General features: G+C 35.8%; 25 protein-coding genes. 13 read left to right on the top strand and 12 right to left on the bottom strand.

Translation table 11 applies throughout. The features are described 5' to 3' along the window. Positions 1-147: 147 nt before the first annotated feature. A complete protein-coding gene (locus ACT5E3_RS22870) occupies positions 148-876 on the bottom strand; it encodes an SDR family NAD(P)-dependent oxidoreductase (protein WP_444995878.1) in 729 nt (242 codons plus the stop codon). After that, entirely contained in the window at positions 866-1,534 is a 669-nt protein-coding gene (locus tag ACT5E3_RS22865) for a helix-turn-helix transcriptional regulator (RefSeq protein ID WP_444995877.1), read from the bottom strand. The genes ACT5E3_RS22870 and ACT5E3_RS22865 overlap by 11 nt, the downstream gene beginning before the upstream one ends. A gap of 247 nt (positions 1,535-1,781) precedes the next feature. Between ACT5E3_RS22865 and ACT5E3_RS22860 the strand changes: the two genes are divergently transcribed. Together ACT5E3_RS22860 and ACT5E3_RS22855 are read left to right on the top strand one after the other, a co-directional pair. Continuing rightward, positions 1,782-2,393, top strand: a complete 612-nt coding sequence (locus ACT5E3_RS22860; RefSeq protein WP_444995876.1) for a fused MFS/spermidine synthase — start codon at positions 1,782-1,784, stop codon at positions 2,391-2,393. A 68-nt stretch (positions 2,394-2,461) separates the two neighbouring features. Further along, positions 2,462-3,307 carry a spermidine synthase gene (locus ACT5E3_RS22855; protein ID WP_444995875.1) on the top strand — a complete coding sequence of 282 codons (846 nt, stop codon included), beginning with the start codon at positions 2,462-2,464 and terminating at the stop codon, positions 3,305-3,307. Between the two features lie 19 nt (positions 3,308-3,326). Here the strand turns inward: ACT5E3_RS22855 and ACT5E3_RS22850 are convergent, their stop codons facing one another. Both ACT5E3_RS22850 and ACT5E3_RS22845 read right to left on the bottom strand, forming a co-directional pair. Beyond that, positions 3,327-4,004, bottom strand: coding sequence for an arylesterase (locus ACT5E3_RS22850; RefSeq protein WP_444995874.1), 678 nt, complete (start codon positions 4,002-4,004; stop codon positions 3,327-3,329). 44 nt (positions 4,005-4,048) lie between these two features. Continuing rightward, positions 4,049-4,420, bottom strand: coding sequence for a VOC family protein (locus ACT5E3_RS22845; protein ID WP_444995873.1), 372 nt, complete (start codon positions 4,418-4,420; stop codon positions 4,049-4,051). A 169-nt stretch (positions 4,421-4,589) separates the two neighbouring features. Here ACT5E3_RS22845 and ACT5E3_RS22840 point away from each other — a divergent pair, with 169 nt between their 5' ends. After that, positions 4,590-5,117, top strand: a complete 528-nt coding sequence (locus ACT5E3_RS22840) for a hypothetical protein (protein ID WP_444995872.1) — start codon at positions 4,590-4,592, stop codon at positions 5,115-5,117. Between the two features lie 164 nt (positions 5,118-5,281). Here ACT5E3_RS22840 and ACT5E3_RS22835 read toward each other — a convergent pair whose 3' ends face one another. Together ACT5E3_RS22835 and tesB are read right to left on the bottom strand one after the other, a co-directional pair. Next, positions 5,282-5,539: a hypothetical protein gene (locus ACT5E3_RS22835; protein ID WP_444995871.1), complete on the bottom strand. Its 258-nt coding sequence runs from the start codon at positions 5,537-5,539 to the stop codon at positions 5,282-5,284. Between the two features lie 265 nt (positions 5,540-5,804). Further along, on the bottom strand, positions 5,805-6,668 hold the full coding sequence (tesB, locus tag ACT5E3_RS22830; RefSeq protein ID WP_444995870.1) for an acyl-CoA thioesterase II: 864 nt from the start codon (positions 6,666-6,668) through the stop codon (positions 5,805-5,807). 430 nt (positions 6,669-7,098) lie between these two features. Here tesB and cspE point away from each other — a divergent pair, with 430 nt between their 5' ends. The 7 genes from cspE to ACT5E3_RS22795 all read left to right on the top strand — a co-directional run bounded on the left by cspE (position 7,099) and on the right by ACT5E3_RS22795 (position 11,663). Further along, a complete protein-coding gene (gene cspE / locus ACT5E3_RS22825) occupies positions 7,099-7,305 on the top strand; it encodes a transcription antiterminator/RNA stability regulator CspE (RefSeq protein ID WP_444995869.1) in 207 nt (68 codons plus the stop codon). A 338-nt stretch (positions 7,306-7,643) separates the two neighbouring features. Next, positions 7,644-8,561, top strand: a complete 918-nt coding sequence (locus ACT5E3_RS22820) for an aldo/keto reductase (protein ID WP_444998622.1) — start codon at positions 7,644-7,646, stop codon at positions 8,559-8,561. Between the two features lie 42 nt (positions 8,562-8,603). Continuing rightward, a complete protein-coding gene (locus tag ACT5E3_RS22815) occupies positions 8,604-9,215 on the top strand; it encodes a GNAT family N-acetyltransferase (protein ID WP_444995868.1) in 612 nt (203 codons plus the stop codon). A gap of 9 nt (positions 9,216-9,224) precedes the next feature. Next, positions 9,225-9,653 carry a hypothetical protein gene (locus ACT5E3_RS22810; protein ID WP_444995867.1) on the top strand — a complete coding sequence of 143 codons (429 nt, stop codon included), beginning with the start codon at positions 9,225-9,227 and terminating at the stop codon, positions 9,651-9,653. Between the two features lie 29 nt (positions 9,654-9,682). Then, on the top strand, positions 9,683-10,090 hold the full coding sequence (locus tag ACT5E3_RS22805) for a DUF1801 domain-containing protein (protein WP_444995866.1): 408 nt from the start codon (positions 9,683-9,685) through the stop codon (positions 10,088-10,090). A gap of 21 nt (positions 10,091-10,111) precedes the next feature. After that, entirely contained in the window at positions 10,112-11,221 is a 1,110-nt protein-coding gene (locus ACT5E3_RS22800; RefSeq protein ID WP_444995865.1) for a 1-acyl-sn-glycerol-3-phosphate acyltransferase, read from the top strand. Continuing rightward, positions 11,208-11,663: a GNAT family N-acetyltransferase gene (locus ACT5E3_RS22795; protein ID WP_444995864.1), complete on the top strand. Its 456-nt coding sequence runs from the start codon at positions 11,208-11,210 to the stop codon at positions 11,661-11,663. The genes ACT5E3_RS22800 and ACT5E3_RS22795 overlap by 14 nt, the downstream gene beginning before the upstream one ends. 35 nt (positions 11,664-11,698) lie before the next feature. On the opposite strand, the gene ACT5E3_RS22790 is transcribed toward ACT5E3_RS22795, so the two are convergent. Continuing rightward, a complete protein-coding gene (locus ACT5E3_RS22790; RefSeq protein WP_444995863.1) occupies positions 11,699-12,481 on the bottom strand; it encodes a DUF3750 domain-containing protein in 783 nt (260 codons plus the stop codon). 200 nt (positions 12,482-12,681) lie between these two features. Between ACT5E3_RS22790 and ACT5E3_RS22785 the strand changes: the two genes are divergently transcribed. After that, a complete protein-coding gene (locus ACT5E3_RS22785) occupies positions 12,682-12,909 on the top strand; it encodes a hypothetical protein (protein WP_444995862.1) in 228 nt (75 codons plus the stop codon). 118 nt (positions 12,910-13,027) lie between these two features. Here ACT5E3_RS22785 and ACT5E3_RS22780 read toward each other — a convergent pair whose 3' ends face one another. From ACT5E3_RS22780 to ACT5E3_RS22760, 5 genes are all read right to left on the bottom strand, one after another. Next, on the bottom strand, positions 13,028-16,318 hold the full coding sequence (locus ACT5E3_RS22780; RefSeq protein ID WP_444995861.1) for a S41 family peptidase: 3,291 nt from the start codon (positions 16,316-16,318) through the stop codon (positions 13,028-13,030). A 238-nt stretch (positions 16,319-16,556) separates the two neighbouring features. Beyond that, a complete protein-coding gene (locus tag ACT5E3_RS22775) occupies positions 16,557-17,903 on the bottom strand; it encodes an NTP/NDP exchange transporter (protein ID WP_444995860.1) in 1,347 nt (448 codons plus the stop codon). Between the two features lie 166 nt (positions 17,904-18,069). Further along, positions 18,070-19,392 carry a fumarylacetoacetase gene (gene fahA, locus ACT5E3_RS22770; protein ID WP_444995859.1) on the bottom strand — a complete coding sequence of 441 codons (1,323 nt, stop codon included), beginning with the start codon at positions 19,390-19,392 and terminating at the stop codon, positions 18,070-18,072. 238 nt (positions 19,393-19,630) lie between these two features. After that, positions 19,631-19,996 (bottom strand): hypothetical protein, encoded by a 366-nt coding sequence (locus ACT5E3_RS22765; protein WP_444995858.1) that lies wholly within the window; start codon positions 19,994-19,996, stop codon positions 19,631-19,633. Then, positions 19,996-20,361: a hypothetical protein gene (locus tag ACT5E3_RS22760; protein WP_444995696.1), complete on the bottom strand. Its 366-nt coding sequence runs from the start codon at positions 20,359-20,361 to the stop codon at positions 19,996-19,998. The genes ACT5E3_RS22765 and ACT5E3_RS22760 overlap by 1 nt, the downstream gene beginning before the upstream one ends. 952 nt (positions 20,362-21,313) lie before the next feature. On the opposite strand from ACT5E3_RS22760, the gene ACT5E3_RS22755 reads away from it, so the two are divergent. Together ACT5E3_RS22755 and ACT5E3_RS22750 are read left to right on the top strand one after the other, a co-directional pair. Next, on the top strand, positions 21,314-22,105 hold the full coding sequence (locus ACT5E3_RS22755) for a hypothetical protein (protein ID WP_444995857.1): 792 nt from the start codon (positions 21,314-21,316) through the stop codon (positions 22,103-22,105). A gap of 8 nt (positions 22,106-22,113) precedes the next feature. After that, positions 22,114-22,521: a hypothetical protein gene (locus tag ACT5E3_RS22750; RefSeq protein ID WP_444995856.1), complete on the top strand. Its 408-nt coding sequence runs from the start codon at positions 22,114-22,116 to the stop codon at positions 22,519-22,521. The last annotated feature ends 9 nt before the right edge of the window (positions 22,522-22,530 follow it).

The raw sequence follows: 22,530 nt of genomic DNA, 5'->3' as shown, positions 1-22,530 counted from the left end.
CTGAGTTTTAGATAAATATGATCATATAGCACAACAGCTTTAGCGCTTGTAAGTACTGAATTTATTAAGTCAGTTTACATGAATAACTGCTAAAGCTTTTGTGCCAACTGAGTCTTTCTATGAATGGTATTATCTGATAATTCGTTATTAAATTTTATTGTAAACCCAGTCGGGCATTAATTTCATTGCCCAAGCAATTAATCGCCAACGTTTACTGATATACACCAATTTTTTTCTTTTTTTAATGGCTTGTATAATTTGTTGAGCCGCTTTAGTACTTGATGCCACCCAAAATAAATGCTCACCTCTTACCATGTCGGTATCGACAAAACCTGGTTGAATATCGGTCACATCAATCGGAAGTTTAAGCTTTTTAATTTTTTTTCTTAACCCTTCTACATAATTAGAAACAAAAGCTTTTGAGGCTGCATAAGCCGGTGCTGTGTCGCTTCCTCTTAAGGCGTTAATTGAAGAAATACTAACAAGTTGTCCACTTTTTTGTTGGATAAAGTAATTTAACGATGTGCTAGCTATTGCACAAAAACCACTAACATTAGTATTGATCACTTTTTCTTCTTTTTGCCAATTGAGCCGCTTATTTAAAAAGCCTATGCCAGCATTGATAATGATAATATCCATCCCACCCATCTGGCTAATTAAATGTTGCAATTGAATAATGGCCTGAGAGGTTTGACTAACATCCATTTGCTTAATAAAAACTTTACCCAAGTACTGTTGTTGAAAGCTTTTTAACAATTCTAAACGGCGTCCAGTAATACCAACAAGAAAGCCAGCATCGACATATTGTTTTGCAAGTGATAAACCGATGCCTGAGGAGGCTCCAATAATCACAACTTTTTTTACATTACTGTCCATAATTCATATTTTCATCAAAGTCACTATGTGTCTGATAAAGCCTTTTTTGTATTTCTATGTAGTCATCTAAAGATTGACCAGGCATATCTTGAAATTGATTGTCTGTCACTTCTAACTTTATTATTCGATCAACTCGAAATACACGAAAAGCTTTTCTTAGTGAGCACCAAGCAACTAAAGTCCAGACTTTCCCCCAGTAATATAGACCTAGAGGACGAAGAAGCCTTTGTGACGTTTCACCATCTAATTTTTGGTAACTCACTTTAACAACCCGCTTATTATTAATCGATTGGCGCAATGACTCAAAGTTGGCTTTATGTAAGCTGTTAATGGCAAAAGCAGGAACAAATAACTTACTCGATTCAATATTTTTTCTCAATTCTTTGGGAATACTTGCTTCAATTTTATCTAATGCTGTTTCTGCTGATTGGCTTAATTCATTGCCTGACCAGGCTTTTATCATTTTGACGCCTAACACGATTGCTTCTAATTCGTTACTGTCAAACATGATAGGCGGAACATCTAACGAGTGACGCAACATATAACCTACACCCGCTTCACTTTCTATTGGAATGCCAGATAAACTGAGATCTTGCATATCACGATAAATGGTTCTTTCAGAAACTTGTAATCTATCTGCAAGCTGTTTGGCTGTCACCAGTCGTTTGTTTCTTAAGATTTGAGTAATCTGAAAAAGGCGGTCAGCTCTGCGCATAGTTAAGGTTTTATAAATAAAGTGGGTTGTTGAATCAAAGAGGTTAAATTTTATCCTAGGGCTGTTTATATTGAAAGGGGCATATTTATGATCAGTAATTCAAATTCTCAGCTTAATACAAGGTTAATCTATTGATACGGTTGGTTAACCCCTGTATCTTATAGTGCAAATAAAATAAATAGTGAATTTAATGAGAAAAGCAACCGTTCTGCTGCTCGCATTTTGCGCGGGCTTTTCTATTATGAGTTTTGAACTGCTCGGTGGAAGAATGCTAGCGCCTTTTTTTGGGAGTAGTGTTTATGTTTGGGGGAGTATAATAACCGTTTTTATGCTGGCTTTATCGTTTGGTTATTTGTTAGGAGGGCGTTTATCTATGTATAGTCCTAGCATGAAACGTTTTGCGATAATTTTTTTAATTGCCGCTGTTAGCTTATTACCTACCATTTTCTTGTCGGAATCAATTTTTGAATTTGTTTTCGAAATCGTTGAAGATCCTCGATATGGCTCTTTATTAGCATCAACTTTTGTATTTTTTATTCCCAGTATTATCATGGGTATGATAGCCCCTTATTCAGTAAGAATTTTAACGGTTTCGGCCAGTTCTTCGGGACAAACTGCTGGTTTCCTTTATTTTGTCTCAACGTTTGGTAGTGCAGTAGGAACTATTCTAACTTCATTTTATTTAGTTTTATGGTTGGAAATAAATCAAATACTCTGGTTAGTTTTTGCTATTTTGTTTTCTTGTGGTGGAGTTGCTTTAGGGGTTAGCAGGCTGGATAAGCAAAATCCGCTCAATATTTAATCGCAACTAAAACTTTAATGGAGTTCAATGTGGTTTATAAAATATTATTTGTTTATTTGGTTTGCATAATGAGCTTTGATGTTCAAGCCAAACAAATTCATAAAGAACGTTCAATCTACCGCAATGTTGTTATTGTTGAGGAAGATAGCAACCGATGTATGCGTTTTGAAACCAGAAGGAAGAGAATTACTAACCAAGCTTGTATTAATCTTAAAGATTCCAAAAAGCTGATTTTTGAGTATACACAGGGGATCATGGCTGGGTATGCAGTCAATCGAACACCTAAAAAAATATTGATTATCGGGCTAGGTGGAGGAGTGTTGTCGAATGTTATGCATCAATTATCACCTCAATCTGAGATTACCAATGTCGATATTGATCCAATTGTCGTTAAGCTTGCTAAAAAATATTTTGCTTATCAAGAAAACCATCAGATTAAAACAGAAATAAAAGATGGTCGAGTTTTTGTTAAAAGAGCGCTATTAAAAAAAGAAAAATATGATTGGATAATATTGGATGCATTTAACGGCGACTATATTCCCGAACACTTAATGACAAAAGAGTTTTTAATGGAAGTTAAAGGTTTATTAGCGGATAACGGTTTATTAAGTGCGAATACTTTTAGTAATAGCTTGCTGTTTGATTATGAGTCAGTGACTTATCAAAAAGTATTTGGGCAACTACAGGTTTTTCGTTCTCCGACCAAAGGTAATCGTGTGATATTTGCATGTAATTGTGAAAGCTTCGATTCTTTTCCTCAAGCAAGTTCCGAACTAAAACAGGCGTTATTACCTTATAAAGTTGATTTAAATAAAGTCTGGAAAAATATTACCGATGAAGTAAACTGGGATCCCGAAAGTGATATTTTAACTGATCAATATTCACCGGCTAATTTGTTAAAGCAGGTGAAATAAATATTGTTTTTTACTCGGATTATTCGAACGCACCATTTTCTTTTAGTAATTGTTGGATACGCTGGGCTAATTGATTATAACCGGCAGCGTTAAGGTGAACAGGATCTGATTTTAAATCTGGCTGTTTTAAAAGTTGAGATAATATTTTTTCTTCTAATAGAACATTATACTCTTCTGCTAATGCTCTATAGAGTGGCGCACTATCGGAAAATAACTTTTTTTCTGGAACGCCAATTAAAATAACTTGAATATTATTGGCTTGGGCTATTTCTATCATTGTTGATAAATTTTGATGTGTTTTTTTTAGCGATTGATTGCGCAGTATGTCATTGCCGCCTTCCATCAAAATAATCAGATCGGGAAAGTGCTCATTGATGACCGTTTGAAAACGCGCTAATCCTTCTGTTGTTGTTTCCCCTGAAATACCTGAATTAACGACCTTGAAGTTGGTTAACTCTTCTAAAATGCTTGGATAACTCTCACTTTTATCGGCACCAATCCCAAAAGTTAAACTATCACCAAAAGCTAATATTGTCGCCCCCTCAGTTAGTGGTATGAGGCGCTGATTATCACATGAAGTGACTAACAATATGGCTAGTAAAGCTATCCCTAATTTTTTAAAATATTGCAAGGCTGTATCCAATAAATCTATTTTTTTAAAGAGTAGCATAAAAGGCTTTGGAGAATGAAGTGTCACTTAGCATTTCATATTTCTCAATATGAAATGCTAATAATAAGGTTTTATTTTTTAGAGTATAAACCAACAATATTGCCTTCGCTGTCGATAAAGTGAGCAAAATAACCATGCTCGCCTTCATTAATCCCGGTTTTAGGAATAACAATTTTATTTCCCATATTTTCTATTTTGCCTAAGGGAATATTTAAATCGTCGCCTCCATCGAGGTAAATGATAGAGCCCTTATTACTGGGTATAAAACCTTTTCCAAATACCAGTGCACCTGTTACCGCTTCTTCTTCTGTTTCAAACATTGCATATTCATAACCGCACATTTCTTCACGTTTAAAGTTGAAGCTGAGGGTTTCACGGTAAAAATTCATTGCTCTCTCTAAATTAGTTACTGGGATTTCTGCCCAAGTTACAATATGTTTCATTTAAGGTTCCTGTATGTTTAATGTTTTCATGAAAAGGTGAGCCGTTATCATAAGTGAGCTCTACTGACAGCGTCTTGTCAGTAGGAAAATATCCATAAGTTATTGGAATAAGTGTAATATGCCATTATGTTTGTAGATGGGAACGAATTTATGAAAATTGGGGAGTTGAATGTCTGAAAAAACTGAATTAGAGGATGAGCTTTTACCAAATCCAAGAGAAAGACACTATGCGATGGCGCATATTGCTCTGCGTCAAATTAGTCAAAGAGATCCCCATTATTTTTTTGGTATTCTGACTTCAGAAGAAAGCAGAGATTTTTTAGCTCATGTTATCCAGCAAGTTGAGCAGAACTATCCACAAGATCCAACTCTGTTAGCACCGGAAGAGTTTGCTATTGTTCCGATGAATATTGGTAAGCACCCACTTATCTTATTATCTATGCCAGAAGCTAAAGTATATACCGAGTGTATTTATATTGGGATTGTTTCAATACTCGATATGTTTGCTCCGCAAGATACCCCGAATCCAAAGGTTCGCTACTTTACGCTAGAGCTTGGTCAGGGTGATGCTCAAGATTGTGCTTTTTTTAGTGAGTGGCAAGATAATACTCATATCAGTTTGGGAGAAGTTGACAGAAACTGTACATTAAACGAATTTGCTATGCTGATTAATCAAAGGTTTGAAATGGTAGAATAGTACTGAAAGTTTAGTGCGGTTAGTCAATTAAGGGAGTTATTGAAAAAGTAAAAATAGACCCGGCTGGGGTGCCGGGTCTTAAAATCATAACCATTTCTAGGATGGGGTCAACGGTGGTTATGATTTACATGCACAACATCAGAATTTGATCTACAAAATGTAAATCAAGATAATAGGATAGTCTGACTTATCTTATTATCTGGCTGACGAGGAGAGAGATTAAAAACTCTAACATTATGCATATCCTGCTTACAGGTCAGTAATAGTAGCTCTCTAAATAACCTTTGAACCTCTTGCTGCGACTGACATTCATCAGGCGTATTACTGTAGGTCCAAGATAGACAAAGTGATTTACGCTTTAAATCGTAAATTTTAAGCGAAGGTTTGCCATTATTTAAGTAAGCTTCTATTTGATAACTCATTTCACTGTCCCTGCTTAATAACGTGATGAGAATAATAAATGATTAATTCTTTTAATGCAAATGATAATCAATTCTATTTGAGTGTTTTTTATTATTTATCTCAAATTGATGAGTCTGGGTTCTGATTTGAAAAAAGGGAGTATTTTGAAAGTGGCTGTTTAATAAGCTCTCCCTTAAAAGGTTTTATTTAATGCAGTAAGTAACCAAAAAATAGTGTTATTAGACGTTTTTTATAGTGGGGGATCTCCATTAACTATTATTTAAATCAGGTTTTTCGGGCTCGCATAACACCTTCTTGAGCTGTACTGGCAACTAATTGACCCTGTCGATCAAAGAATTGTCCTCTAACAAAGCCTCTATCATTGCTGGCTGAAGGGCTTTCAATAACATGCAAGAGCCAGTCATCAAAGCGGAAGTTGCGATGAAACCACATACTATGATCAATGGTAGCCATTTGGAACTGAGGTAACATAAAAGACACCTGATGTGGTTGTCCGGCAACCGGTAGAAAAGCAAAGTCAGATGCATAGGCAAGAACGTACTTATGCACCCTTAAGTCGTCAGGTAATGGGCCATTCGCTTTCATCCAGACGTGACGTTTAGGCGGTGCTTTATCTGGTGATAATGGGTTAAAGAATTCTACAGGACGGATTTCAATTGGCTTTTCGCAAATGACAATATTTCGGATTTTTTCAGGTATTTTGTCAATATATGCTTTGGCTATTTCTAATTCAGACTTTAAGTTATCAGGTGAAGTTACTTGAGGCATTTCTGCTTGGTGATTGAAGCCTCCTGAAGAGTCATGAAAAGAAGCTGTCATAAAAAATATTGGTTTGCCATTTTGGATAGCCTTTATTCTACGAGTAGAAATACTTTTGCCATCTCTAATGGATTCAACATTGTAAACAATTGGCTTTGTTGCATCGCCTGGACGCAAAAAATAACTGTGAAATGAGTGAGCTTTACGTTGAGAGTCTATGGTTCGTTTAGCGGCAGATAATGCTTGCCCTATCACCTGGCCACCGAATACATGACCCAATGCAATATCTTGACTGTTGCCTCGATATAACCCCTGTTCAATAGTTTCTAATGTTAAAAGCTGGAGTAATTCTTTTAATACTTTTGACATATAAATCTCTGCAATGATTGCTGTTTAAGGCTATTTTAGTAATGTTAAGTCAGATATGTAAAGAATTCTGATAAAAAGTTTAGATTCAAGACCAATAGAATACTTATAAATTTTTATGGTTTAAAGCTACCTTAAAATTAAATTAGGGGGCTCATTGGCAGAAAATAGGGCTAATTTATTAATGTATAAATTAATTATTACAGCTAAATGACCTCATTTTAAAAAGTATTTTTTTTCTGGAAATGCGTTTTATTTGGAGTATACTTTTGACTGTTTGAAGTTGATCTGCTTACTATGAGATCAATTACGAAGCCATAGGTTTTGCATTACTTGTTTCGTCCTGCACTCTTAGGTAACAACAACTTCTAGCGTTATAAGCTTTTTTTAAAAAAGCTGTTTTTTTAGTTAGATAGAAGATAGGAAAATTGTTATGTCAACAGTTACGGGCACCGTAAAGTGGTTTAATGAGTCGAAAGGTTACGGTTTCATTTCACAAGAAAATGGGCCTGATGTTTTTGCTCACTTTAGTGCAATTACAGGTTCAGGGTTTAAAACTTTAAAGGAAGGCCAAAAGGTAGAGTTTTCAGTTACAGATGGTCAAAAAGGACCGCAAGCTGAAAATATAACTGCACTTTAATCTAGGCTATATTAACTTAGAATAAAGTTATACAGCGCAAATGAGGTACTTTTGGCAAAGTACCTCATATTCTCAAGTAAAGATTTTCTTTTGCACTTGCATTTCCGCATGTGTCAGGCCTTTTTACTGATTTTACTTTTTTGCGATTATTTTTCCTTTTTTACATTTTTATTAACATGTGATGAATTATAAAGGAGCGAGCTTGTTTCAAATGTTAATTTTGTCTATCTCTTTAAAGGCATGTCAAAATTGTGTCATATTGTTGCTAGAAAATTGCTAATATCTGCTTAAAAGGTTTATAGTAGGAGTTTTTGGGCGGAGTGTTTATATAAGTGACTATGATTACCCGTAGAGAGTTAATGAAGCTTGCGGCTAGTTTACCAATGATGGCTGCCGTTCCGTATTCTTCATTGGCTGCTAGTCAGTCTCCTAAAATAATGAGAAAAATACCTTCTTCTGGGGAGCTTATTCCGGCTGTTGGTATGGGATCTTATCAAACATTTAATGTTGCAGGTAATGAGCAACTTAAGAAAAACCTTATTCAAGTATTAGAGACTTTTTTTACTGCTGGTGGACGTCTGATTGATTCGTCACCAATGTATGGACAGTCTGAGTCTGTTTTAGGTGAGTTAATGTCAAAAGTTAACCCGGTCCCTAAAGTTTTTGCTGCAAGCAAAGTTTGGACTTACGGCAAACAAGCGGGTATTGATTCGGTGCATGAATCTCAGCAACGAATGCAAGTGAATAAAATGGACTTAATGCAAATACATAACTTACGAGATTGGAAAGTTCATATCCAATCTTTGAATAAACTCAAAGAAAATAAAGCTATACGTTATACAGGTATAACAACTTCAAGAATTAATCAATATGATGATTTTGAACAGGTCATGCGAACTGAAAAAATAGATTTTGTTCAACTAAATTATAATATAAAGGTGAGAGAGGCTGAAAAGCGTTTGTTACCTTTAGCAATCGATAAAGGAATTGGAGTTATTATAAATATGCCGTTTGAAAAAGGACGTCTTTTTAAACTGGTTAAAAACAAAGCTTTGCCCAATTGGGCGGCTGAGTTTGATTGTAAAACTTGGGGACAGTTTTTTTTAAAGTTTATTATTTCTCACCCGGCTGTGACTTGTGTTATTCCTGCAACTTCAAAAGTTCATCATATGCAAGATAATATGACATCTTTAGTTGGTGCCTTACCAGATACCAAGACTCGTCAAAAAATGTATAAGTTATTTGAGCAATTATAGTTATCAACAAAACCTATAGTTCTTTTCTCAAGGGAATTTTCAATGAATTATCAGTTAAAATATCCTGAGCTTGCAGAAGCTTTGTATTTAGCATTGTTAGATGATGCTTTTTATCAAACAATGGAAGCAAGTGTTGATGGAGATGACAATGTTAAAAAACAAGCGATGCTAGCTTATATGGATTGCTCCATTATAGAGTCACAAAATTTTGGAGAGTGCTTTATTCCGGAAAAACAACACTATGGTGTGTCGGTTTGGGCTAAGCCAATTAGTCAAGATCAAACAAACGAAAAAAATAAAATGAAAGAAACTTTTATTCGACAATATATGGGAGATAACAGTTACTCTGTTTACCAAGATATTTGTCAAGCTATGCAGAAAAACTCACACTCACTCGTTTTAGATTCTGATTGGTATCTTTCTATTATTGGTATATTACCAGAGTTTCAAGGACAAGGCTTAGGTCCTGGGTTGGTTCAAAGTATATTGAATAAAACTGATAAGTTAAATATAGGTACTTTTCTTGAAACTTTTACTAAAAGAAATATGACATTTTATTTTCGTTTAGGCTATGAAGTATTGGGAGAGTTTATGGAACCTAATACTAATGCGACTTATTGGTTAATGCGACGCCAGCCTAAGCCAGAAAAATAGCTTAAATATATGGATGAACTACAAGATGAAATAGCTATTTCTCAATTAATTGAAGCATTTTTTAAGGCATTTGATAATAGAAATAATGTTGAACCACCCATTGATACCATTAGACAATTAACTATTGCCGAGGTTTTAATCATAAAAAATGTCGGTGATGATTGTGATATTTATAATCTGGATTCATTTCTTAAGCCGAGAAAGGTGTTGTTAAATAGTGGTAAGTTAACTCAGTTTTGTGAGGTTGAAATATCACATAAAACTGAAGTTTTTGGAAATATTGCTCATCGCTTTAGTACCTATAAGAAGTCAGGTTGTTTAGATAATAAGTGGTTTGAATGTTACGGAAAAAAAAGTATTCAATTGGTAAAAATGGATAAAAATTGGAAAATTTCAGCTGTTATATGGGATGATGAAAGAGATGGCTTAGTTGTTTAATTTATTGATAAAAAACTAAAGTAAACTAAATGATTAACGATTGTCTTAAAAGTATAATCAATACTTATCCTAGTGAAGCTCAAAGTAAATTTAACCAACTACGAGAGCTTGTTTTTAATGTCGCAGAATCAAACCCGGCAATAGGCAGTATTAACGAAACTGTAAAATGGGGAGAACCGGCATATTTAACCGAGAAAAAAAGAATAGGTACAACAATTCGTATTGTATGGAAGCAAAAAAATAAAGACTTTATTGGGATTTATCTGAATTGCAAAACGACTTTAGTGGAAACAATAGCAACCCTATTTCCTGATGACTTTGTGGTTTTAGGAAACAGAGGATTGCTGATAAAATTAGATGATGAGATCCCTTATGATGCGATATGTTTTTGTTTTGAAATGTCGTTGACTTATCATTTAAAAAAGCGGAATAACTAGATATTTTATTAGTGAAAATTTATGTTTAATGATATTCGTCCATTTTATGACTCAGAAGTTGTTTCTGTTATTGATAAACTGATCAAAAACAAAGAATTACAGATTACTATCGCTAAATATTTGTTACCAAAACTAAGCTTGGTATTACCAAGTTTCTCTTGTTTTTTGATTAAATTTTTTTTAAGAATTCGTTTAAGAAAACTATCAAGTATCCGAGAACTGCAAAAAGAAGTGGCAAAATTTGCTCGTCGAATGATTGCAAATAGTACAGATGGTTTTACATATAGTGGTTTAGACAAATTAGACTTAAAAAAGCCTATGTTATTTATAAGTAATCATAGAGATATCGCATTAGATCCTGCTTTAGTTAATATTGCTCTTTTTGAAGAGGGCACTAATACCGCTGAAATTGCAATTGGTAATAACTTAATGAAAAAAAATTGGATTGCCGATCTTATGCGATTAAATAAAGGATTTATTGTAAAGCGTAATGAGACTAATAAGAGGGCCATTTTAGCTGCTTCTAAAGAACTTTCGGCTTATATACATCATACGCTTACAATCAACAAACATCATATTTGGATTGCACAGCGAGAAGGAAGAGCAAAAGATGGTATTGATAAAACTAATGCTGCATTAATCTCCATGCTTTTATTAAATAAAAATAAGCAGCAAACAACATGTGATTATATTAAACAACTTAATATTGTTCCTGTATCAATAGCTTATGAGTTTGATCCTTGTGATAGAAGCAAAGCGATGGAACTTGCTACCATAGAAGAAACTGGTAATTACCTAAAAGATGAGCATGAAGATATTTCTAGCATTACAACGGGTATTCTTGGCTATAAAGGAAGAGTACATATTGAATTTGGACAACCGATACAAGAAGATTACGATAACTCAAAAGCATTGGCCGAAGCGATTGATCAACAAATTATTCAAAACTATCGGCTATTTGCAACTAACATAACTGCTCATGCTAAGTTATGTGGTAGTTCGAAGAGTCATCGTTACAGTGAGTTATTTCACCAGCGAATTATTGATCTTAGTGAAAGTCAACAACGGTGGTTATTAAATATGTATGCCAATCCTGTTTTTGCTAAAGAGAATAAAGTTGAATTATTGTAATTTTGTATTGGAGAATTATGTTGGTTGTATTAGTGATGATGAAGCGCTTTGGCGTTTGTTATTGATGGCTGATCCTAATAAAGAAGTGGTTAGTGGTTATATAAAAAGTGCAAAAATAGTGATTGCAAAAGCTAATCGGGAAATAGTTGGTGTTGCTGTTTTGACTAAAACAAAGAGCATTTATGAGTTAAAAAATATTGCTGTTTTATCTGACTATCAGGGCAAGGGACTGGCAAAGAGACTGATTAAAAAAATTAAACAAATGGCTAAAAGTGAAGGGGCTGATAGGTTATTGGTTAGTACTGGTAATTCGAGCTTGGACCAACTTGCTTTATACCAAAAAAGTGGTTTCAGAATTACAGGGGTAATGCCTAACTATTTTCAAAACTATCCCGAGCCAATTTATGAAAATGGTATTCGTTGCATAGATAAAATTAATTAAGTTTATCATTTGATTAACTTAAGATTCATTGGTTGCTACTTAGAACTAGAAATATTGGATTGAGCTGGAGGCGTGTCATAATTTTTAACATCTGACGGTCCTATTCTACCCACGCCAGGAAGTTCGACTGCTAAATCAAATAAGTCTAACTCAAAGTTGAGTCCCAAGACATTAATTTCCAGACCTTCTTCAAAGCCTACAGCAATTCCTAACAATCCCCAGAGTGAAGCTTGAATGCCTGTGCCACTTGGAGACAAGCCAATAATATTTTTAATCTCCCTGTAATCTTTACCAATTGCGGTTGAAGGCAGGTCAAGTCCTAATTCTGGAACTTGTTGGCCAATAAAAGCTGTAAATGTATTGCTGTTAGGCCCAGGCCAAGCTTGGTAATTATTTTTAAAGGGGTAGTTTTTAACTGTTTGAATTATTTTAGGGATCAATTTTTCTGCTTTTTCACCTCTAATATCGAGTAGTATTTCGGGTTGATTTCCCCACCAATCTCTATCAGGGTTTGAAATTCTTTCGACCAATGCTGTATTATTTCTACGTAAGCGCCAACCTATAATTTCATAAGAAGTATAAGCCAAATTACCCTTCGGTTTAATACTAATCCAGGTATGAACTGCCAACATCTTTTTGGCACCCCAAGTACGAGCAGCATAAACTTGAATAACGGCATCGTTATATTGATCTGCTGTTGGTGCAAGTGTACCTGCTGTTTTCTTTCCATTGATAGCACAGCTTGATAATAAAATTGATAACAAAGCTGAAGCTAAGTAGTACTTAAACATTTTACTAATAATACGAATGTGCTTCATTGGCGTCGATGTAAATTATGGCTAAATTTAAAATGCAGATTAAACTAGTTTAGCTAGAATTATGACTTAAATTGAGTTAAATGCGTTAATTAGTGATAATTTATCGGTGAATTGGTTTTTTGCCAGAAAAAAAGCAGTGGAATAGTTTAGTTTGTTAAACGTTTTATGCGTTGTTTACAAAGTAAAGTGATGGAGTAAGTATGGCGTTTCTGTTATTTATCGTTATTTTGGGTTCATGGATATGGTCAATTGTTAGAGGGATACAAGTATCCATTTATTGTGCGATATTAAACTTTTTATTTCCTCCCATTTCTCAAATTATTTTTGCTATTTATGAAAAAAATATGAGGATGCCTCTTATGTTAATGATAGGCGGCTTTATTCTGATCTTTTTAACGTCGGGTGAAGTCGTCGTTGATGTTAATTAAAATTGATTTTAGCTAAAAGCTGAATAAAAAATTGACTAACAAGCATTCTTAATAAAATAAAATCAACGCCAAACTGATATCCAAGTTTATTTGAGTTTAGCGTTGATATTATCATTAATTATTGTCCCAATTGAGTTGGTAACGGTGGTGCTTTCTTTAACTGAATGGGTTTATAAGTTTTAAGTTGTTGTAGAATGTCTGCAATTGCTGCTTCTAGTTGCGTATCTTTGCCTTGGTTTACTTTGACTGGATCTAAAGTGACATCCATATCTGGTGAAACGCCTTCATTTTCTACACGCCACTCATTATCCGGGGTAAAAAAACGAAAGAAAGGAACTAGTACAGAACCATTATCAATTGTTCCTCTATTAGCTGCAATACCAATTAGTCCCCCCCAAGTTGTTTTACCGATTAATTTACCTAACCCCATGCGCTTAAAACTATACGGTAAAAAGTCACCGCCTGAGCCTGCATCTTGATCAATGAGCATTACTTTAGGACCATAAATTGCGCCACCAGGTGTATTGAATACCATGCCATCTCTGTCTTTCCAACTTGCAAGATACTGACGAGATAAAATATCAGTAATGTAGTTAGCCGCTTGTCCACCTGAGTTTCGGCGCTCATCAACAATTAATGCCTTTTTATCTGTTTGTGCAAAAAACATACGGTTGAAATAGGTAAAACCACCATCTGCTGTGTCGGGCAAGTAAACATAAGCGACTTGACCTTTGGTTGCTTGATCGACTTTTTTACGATTAGTCTCAATCCAATTCCAGAATCTTAAGTTTCTTTCATTGGCTATAGGTTCGACAGTGACTGTACGAGCATTTTTTAGTTTACCGTCACTACTTACCGCTATGATTGTTTGTTGATTAACCGTGTTTTCGAAGAGAGAATAAATATTGATATCACCATTTATTTGTTTGCCATTCACACTATGAATGGTGTCGCCTTCCTTAACACCAATTCCCGGTATGGCTAGTGGTGCTTTATAAGTAGGGTTCCAGTTTTCTCCTGTATAAATCTTCTTTATTTTATAATGATTTTGTTCGACGCGTAAATCCGCACCAAGTAGTCCTACATTAACCGTGTCTTGGCTTGGTATGTCGCCGCCATAAACGCGATTATGACCAACTTCTAACTCTGCGATCATTTCAACCATTAAATAATTAAGATCGGCTCGGCGGCCAACGTAAGGTAATAGTTTTCGGTAGCGCTCTCTCACTGAATTCCAATTTAAACCATGCATATTTTCAGCGTAAAAATAATCTCGCTCGGTTCGCCATACTTCATCAAAAATTTGTGCCCACTCGTTGGCAGGATTTACTTTGACTTTTACATCTGCTGTTTCTAATGGCTTGGTTTCAATTTTTTCAGCGACACTGGCTGTCATTAATTGCCCCTCTGATGAGGTTATCAGGAGTGTTTTTCCATCGGCCGATAGTGAGAAGTTTGTAATATTATTGATGAGTGATGTGGTTTCCTGTTTTTCAAAATCAAATCGAATAAGCTGGCTGCTGTCTGAGGTATAACCATTGGTTTCTAAACTACTGCCAGGTTGTTCTGACTCTAGATATAAAAGGCTTCCATTTTCTGCAACTTGCAAGTTGGAATAAGCACGTTGGGGAATAGGTAAAGCAACAATGCGTGATTGAATATCTTTTAAATCAATGGTGACTGCTACTTTGGATTTATTATCATCGGTTTCATCCTTTTTTTCTTCTGCAATTTCCTCATCAGATTTCGGTAATAGGGGTGATTGACCGTCGGCTGCGAGTACAAGCGCATAAAGCGCATACCGAGAGGGACGTTCTTGTGTTGACATATCGAGCCCCACAGCCGTTGTTCCTGCATTGGTTGAGGCAGAAAAATATAAATATTTTCCGTCTGGGCTAAATACCAGATCGCCAGTATGACTCATTCCATCAGTGATGCGGTGCGATTGATGCTCTCTTAGGTCATGTAGATAAATATCGGCAAAATAGTTTGCTCTTGTTTTGGTATAAGCTAGCCAACGACCATCAGGAGACATTGAAACTGATACTTGGCTACGGCGGTTATTAGTATCAATCTTATGACGCTTACCTGTTTTTGTATTAATGGACCATAAGCCGAGATGGTTATCGGTATAAATAATTTTACTACCATCACCCCCCCATAACCTGAGAGTATAATCTGCTGGCTTGCCAAATTTAAATGAAATGGTTTTTTCTAGTCCCTTTTGATCGCTGATAACTAACCTTTGAGTGCCCCCTTTATCAGAGGTGTAGGCAATCTTTTCACCATCGGGTGACCACAATGCATCTCTTTCACGTATATCATCTGTTTTTGTTAAGTTACGTGTTGAACCGTCTTTTAATGGAACGGTAAATACTTCACCTCGTGCACTCAGCAAAGCTCTCTTACCGCTTGGAGATAAACCGGCAGATTCGAGTGAGCTCATGGCATCTTTCCATTGGACTCGGCGTTCGGGTAAATCAGGATTAATTAAAACACTCACTTTATTAGCCTGGCCATCTTGCAGGTTTAATATTTTTAGCTCACCACCAACACTATAAATAATTTGCTCGCCCTGACTATCTGCAGAAGTAATATCCCAAAGCTTTTCGTGGGTCACTTGCTTTAATATTTTACTTTTAACCTGATACTGATAAAGGTTGCGCACTCCATCGCGATCGGAAAGAAAATAGACATCATCATTGACCCAGAGAGGATTAGTATCACTAGCACGAACATGAGGAATTTCTTGATAGCTATCACCTTTAGGAGAAAGTATCCAGATAGGTGGGGTTGAACCACCTCGGTGATTACGCCAACCACTAGAGCCTCTATGGGCTGTGTTGTAAGGCTGGTAAGCTAATAAACCATTGTTAGACCAGCTGGCTGACTGAACGACTGCATCCATGACTTTCGTTGGAAAACCTCCTTTCACTGAAACTTCCCACGCTTGTGAGCTGCGTCCATTTTTCATTTCTCGTCGACTGGTGAAAAGAATTTTTTTACCATCGGGGCTCCAGTCATTAACAATATCAGCGCCAGGATGCCAAGTTAATCTTTTGGGTTGACCACCACTAGAGGAGATAACATAAACATCAGAGTTGTTGTTGTAATTTGCAGTAAAGGCAATCCATTTTCCATCGGGTGAAAAATGGGGATTGGTTTCATCTGCAATATGAGAAGTTAAACGTTGCGGTGTGCTTCCATCTTTGTTGGCAACCCAAATATCTCCTGCATAAACAAAAGCGAGTTTATTTTGAGATAGAGAGGGTTGCAGTAAAAGTTTGGTTTGGGTTCGGTCAATTCCCGTATTGGCGTTACAGGAGAGGACTAACAAGCTTGATGCAATGAGTGTGGCATATTGTTTCCGCTGTTTTTTTGATAGAAAAATATTTTTGTTTAACTGCATTGGTTTACCTTTAAATCCCTGATTGTGAATGGTGGTTTTTTAGTTAACAGTGTTATTCAGTAAAATTTTTAATGTTTTGCTAAGACTTCAACTCAGCCGCTTTTGGTTGTTAGCTATTGCTAGTATTTGATTGTGCCGTGCTTTTATCCACATGACAACCAATTGTAATAATAGCGCTTACTTGTTGTGTTTAAAGCTTTTACGGTGTTTAAAAAAGTTAAAATTTCGCATCGCATCATTAAGTCTCCCGTTGGTTATGTTTTTTTTCTAAAGTAGAACGACTTTTATGGTTACGAATGTTATTAACTTTACGGCCTAAAAATAAAGCCAAAACAGACCAAACAAAAGCGATAGGAACAACCAGTAATGCGATAGAGCCAATACCCAGTTGTAATAATACAAGCCCTTTTTGAGTCACTGCACCAACGGCATCGCCCCCTCGAAATACAAAACTGTCAACAAAGCTTTTGGCTTTATATTTTTGCTCTTCTGGTAACAGTGTAAATAAGGTTTCTCTGGCAGGCTTAAATAAGCCGTAATTCAGTGAGCGTCTGAGTGCTTGAAATATAATCAGCACGGTTAGTGTCGGTGCGAGCGATAGCGCAACAAAGCCACTTAAAGTGAGTAATGGCAAACCTAATAAAATAAAACCAATGCCAAACTTTAATAACAGTTGACGTGAAATAAATAATTGGAATAAAAGGGTTAGTAAGTTTGACCAAATATCGATGTTTGCAAAAATTTGTGTTCTTTCACTGGTATTTGCTGTTGCTTCTGAGACTAACTGACCTTGTTGAAAATAAAGAAAGGTTGAGGTCAGGCCATAAAAGAATATGTATCCTGCAATGGCCAATAAGTAAGGTGAAGTTAATGCGAAACGAATGCCAGATGTCCACTTTTGAAATAATGAGGATGCTGTTTGGCTATGATTGTTATGCCATAAAGTAAGAGATTCGCCAATGGTTTGGCTGGGTTGTTGGTATTGCTTAAACTCAACATCAATTTTTTTCATTACCCAAACCGCTATTTCCAAAAAGAGAATGCTGATTAATAGTAAATAGCTGGTGCCAAGTATGCTGATTAGTTGTTGAGAGATGGTTCCGCCAAGTATTGCACCTAATGTGCCACCTATTGCAATGCTAGGAAATAAGCGCTTACTGTTGTCGAAGGAAATACCATCTGACATAAACCCCCAAAACAAAGAAATAATAATTAAATTAACAACGCTCAACCAAACATAAAAGATCACACCAACATAAAATAAATAATCCTTAGGTATAAAGGTTAACGCGATAAAAAATAAGAATAAACTAACGGCAACAAAACGATAAGCAATAGGGATAAACTGGCTCCGTTTGTATTTAGAAACCAGCGCGCCAATAACCGGAGCAAGCACTAATAGTACGAGCATGGTAGTAAGAAACAGGTAGGGCAGATCGGCTGCGCTACGTGATATCCCCATGGTTTCGCGGATAGGGCGGAGAATATAGTAGGCACAAAGTAATAAAAAAAAGTAGCTGGCTGATAGAGCAACTATACGAAATTCTTGTTTTTCGAGGTTAAACAGTTGCTTTAATGCGCTCAAGCGATTGGCCTTTTTATTAGGAATAAAAGGAGACTAGCAAGAGTATTGTGAAGGCTCAAGTATTGGTTGTAAATTGATGTTTCGGTGTTGAAGCAGAAAAAGAAATATAGGGGAGGAGGTTAGTAATACACCTCCCTGTTTGGGAGGTGTTGTAAGCATTCAGTTTTTAATCAGCAGCTAAAATTGTAGCTGCAACTTCACCAAAACCAATGCGCTTAGCGCCTTCTTTTTGGCACCAGCCACGCATAATGACTGTATCACCATCTTCTAAGAAAGTACGTGCTTCACCGTTATCTAAATTAATTGTCTGTTTACCACCATTGGATAATTCAAGCATAGAGCCAGCTTCTTCATGGGTTGGGCCAGACTGTGTGCCGCTACCAAGCATATCTCCGGGTTGTAAGTTACAGCCATTAACCGTGTGGTGAGCAACCATTTGAGCAACGGTCCAATAAGAATGTTTAAAGCTCGATAGCGATAAGTGACTGGCTGGTTGACCGGCTTCTCGCATGTTGGCTGTTTCTAGTTGGACTTCTAGTTGGATATCGTACGAGCCTGTCTGACGGTTTTGCTCAGACTCTAAGTAAGGTAATGGTTGAGGTTCGCTCTCATCTCTATGCCATGCACAGCGAAATGGGGCCAGGGCTTCTGTTGTGATGATCCACGGTGAAACCGTTGAAGCAAAGTTTTTGGCTAAAAAAGGCCCCAATGGTTGATATTCCCAGCCTTGAATATCTCTGGCAGACCAATCATTGAATAAACAGATACCAAATACATGATCTTCAGCACTATCAATATCAATGGTGTCGCCAAGGTTATTACCATTTCCAATGTAAATCCCCACTTCCATTTCATAATCTAATCGCTTACAAGGCGCTAAAACAGGTTCGCTTGCATCAGGTGCTTTAATTTGTCCTTTGGGGCGTTTAAAGTTGCTGCCTGATACCTCAATGGATGAAGATCGACCATGATAACCGATAGGAACCCATTTATAGTTGGGGAGTAGTGGGTTATCTGGGCGGAATAATTTACCAACAGACGTTGCATGATAAATAGAAGTATAAAAGTCTGTGTAATCGCCTATTCTACAGGGTAGTGAGTACTCAGCTTCATTTTGTGCGACAAGGCATTGAGACAGTTTAGACTGTGCATCAGAGCCTGTTCTTAGCGCTTTTGATAAGGCTAAACGTAATGCCGACCAAGCCGATTTGCCCATTGCCATATAGTCATTGAGTTCAGGAGAGTCGCAGTGGTTTAATGCTTCTTGGGCAACGCCTGAAAAAAGCCCACTATTTTTAGCCGCTGCCAAATCGACGATTTGATCGCCAATGGCGACACCACCGCGAAAAGCTTCATTGCTGCCAGCACGTCTAAAAACGGCAAAAGGCAGGTTTTGAATAGGAAAATCACAATTTTCCTGGTTAGCTGATTCAACCCAACTAGTTAATTCTGGGTCATGAGTTTCATTGAGGGTGGTTGCATATGACATTATTAGCAAAGCTCCTGTGTCAAATTAATACGATTATATCGAATGGAATGAAAATACCATATTGATGGTGTTAAAGTTATCTTAATCAGATTTATAGACCATTCTCATTGCGCTTATTATAACAGTGCCCCACCGAAAGGCTATTTTAGTCGCCGGATTAATGATAGAGGTTTTGAATGGTCACTATGCGTCTATTTGATAGTTATTTTAGTATAAACAGACACCAGCAAGGGTTTAATTACTCAAGCTTTTTTACTAAAAAAACACCGTTATCATGCTTTTGATTTTCAACCAGCATTTTATTGAAAGCTTTCAGTTTTATTTTTAACTCATCAACAATCAAATTGTGCGTTGTCTGTTCTGGTTGTTTGAACAGGTTAATATCAAAGTGAGTTGTTAGATCTTTATTAATTTGTTGCTCCAGTTGTGCATAACTGAGCGCGAGTGAATAAATGATGTTTTGTTGGTCATGGTTGGATTGATGTTTGACTAATGAACATAAAAAACATGCTGTTATATCCATCACTTCTCTAGCACATAATAAAGTACTTTCAACTTCTTGTTGTTGGAAGAATATTTTTTTATTGGACTGTTGTTTCTTCATTAGTAACGCCCTCGATTGGGTGAGCGAATAATCAGTGGTTGCTTTCCACTTTGTACCGCTTCTAAAAACTGATTCACATAATCGATAAAATCATATTGAATGAGTGGTGTGTTAAACAACATATCAGTGTTGTATTGGTAGTTGAGAATATCAATTCCCATTTGATTGAGTTGTAAATTAAAACGTTTTTCCATTTGAAAAAAATTACAACATAAAGAAAACAGTTGGTACTGTTGTTGAGTATTTTTAAAGTGAGGTAAATAAATACCAAGTAGTTCACCAGAAAGTCCGAGTAAGTTTCTTGTCTCTTTGAATAATTGTTTGGTTTGTTTTTGATTCAATGGATTGTTGGGTGGTAATAACATCTTTTAAATTCCTTTTGTGTTTCTTTTGCTAACAGTTTTAAGTTGTGATTTTAAAAAACTGGTCATACGGCTTATGAGTTAGCTTATGAAAATAACCATTTCCAAAAACAAGCTTTTCAACTGACCAGAAAAACGCCTAAACGCTTTTTTTTGCACTCGATATCATTCATTGGGTCCCATTAACCATGCACTTACCCAGCTTCTCAAACTGGGTTATGACGGATTGTTTAAGGTTGTTTTGTGTTTTTTGGGCACAAGTAAGCCTTATTTGAATATCTCAAATATCAAACAATCTGTCTGAAACAGGTTAAAACGGGGTTAAATAATGATTTTTTTCTTTAAGAAACAAAAAGTTAAATGCAAGGCATGGAGATTAGTGATAATGAAAACACACCTAAGGTGTTTGAAAAACTGGGCTCGCGCTGTTAGCGACAAACCTTTATAATAAAGACAAGTCATGGTTACTCTCCTGGAGTGACTGTGGCCTAGCTCTGGGTGGTAGGTGGTACTACTGCCCGGGGCGTCTTAACGGCCAACTAACTTTTAAGTTAATGGTTTTAGTTTGCAACTGACAAATCGTTCAAACTTTATTTTCTCATCACCTGTTTTTACAAACAGAAAAAAATGCCATTCAAACATTTCAGTTCTTGCAAAATGACCGACTAAACAACAGTCGATTGCAGGAGAAATACTATCATAAAAAAGCAGTAAAAGCCTAAGAAAAAATAGGAAAAAACAACGTTAATATTTTGGATATTAGCGCGTAGTTTTTTATGCGCTTTTTAAGCAATTTGATCTGTTAGTAGGTAGGGATAAAAACCGCTAACTATAGAGATACATGTGAATTAACTCACGTTTTTATATTTAGTAACGCAAACTATTTGTAATACATGATAGCATTCGATAGCTTATAAAACTGTAAAATAAATTTAAACAATAAAAGGAATTATTAATGAATAATATTTCTACACTTCAAAAGAAAGCTAGTCGTTGTTTAAGTAAAAAAGTTGATATGCCGATGTCTCCAGTATGGCATATGGGAAAAATTTCAAAGTTTGCCTCTAAAGGCGATCACAAACTTATGCAAGACGCAATAGACTACTTAACCTGTAAAGCTCAAAACAAATTATCTTTCAATGATGACGATAAAGAATTTTTAGTAGAGTTATATGAAGCTTTCTGGTGGGGAGGAAAATACAAGGGATATCATGAGGCAGCTCAACTGGCTAAACATTATGTGCATGGTAATGGAGCCTCTGTAAAATTAAATCCAGAAATATACAAGAACATCCCAATTGTATCTGCTACTATTCAAACAATGAAAACCTTCATTCAAGAAAAGCAATCAAAAGGCATTATCTCCTTTGATATGCGTTGTGATAATTCGGAGTTTCGTACGAAAAACTATGTTAAAAAGCTCTTTTTAATGAATTTCAAAACTGAAGGAAAAATGAAATCAAATGGTGTGCTAGAAGCTCCACAAAAGAATGAAAGAGTCCAAAAAATGGACAGCCATTTTTACCTTAAGTCTCAAAATACAAAGATAAACAAGTCACAAACCAGAACAATTTGGAGTATAGAGAGTATTTATGACTTTGAACCATTTGAAAAAGCTGATTATTATACAATAATACCCTTAGAAAATTTTCCGCTACATTTGCCCGATGGTCTTTCTCAATATATGGAAACTTTAGGCATTGCTAAATCATTTGTTTATGGAACAAGCTGGATTGAAATTTGGTAAACACCATTATGAAAAATAGAATATATGTAATTCTTCTAATCTCACTAGTTACTTTGGGATGTTCAGAGCAAAAAAAAGAAACATCATCTTGTAATGGCTTGATTGACTCAGTGAAAATTATTGATAAAAAAACGAATGATAAAAAGACTTATCATCTGGTGCATAGAGTTAGAGGGCTACAAGACAAAACTGAAATCATCGAAATATATGACCACAGCCCTACTTTTGATTTTTGTGGGAATAGTCAAATTGAACCAATTGCCGAAAACTCAATCGACTCAAGAGATTTTCATAATAAACCTCAATTTATCAAAGAGGTTGTATTTAATACTTCTAAAAATTCAATGATTTTTTACTACGTGTCGAAAAAGCCAAATAATTCTGATGACAAAAAAGTAAGCTTAATATTAAAGTGACTTATTCTT

The organism is Aliikangiella litoralis (assembly GCF_052495765.1).
This window is presented reverse-complemented; position numbering and strand designations above follow the sequence as displayed.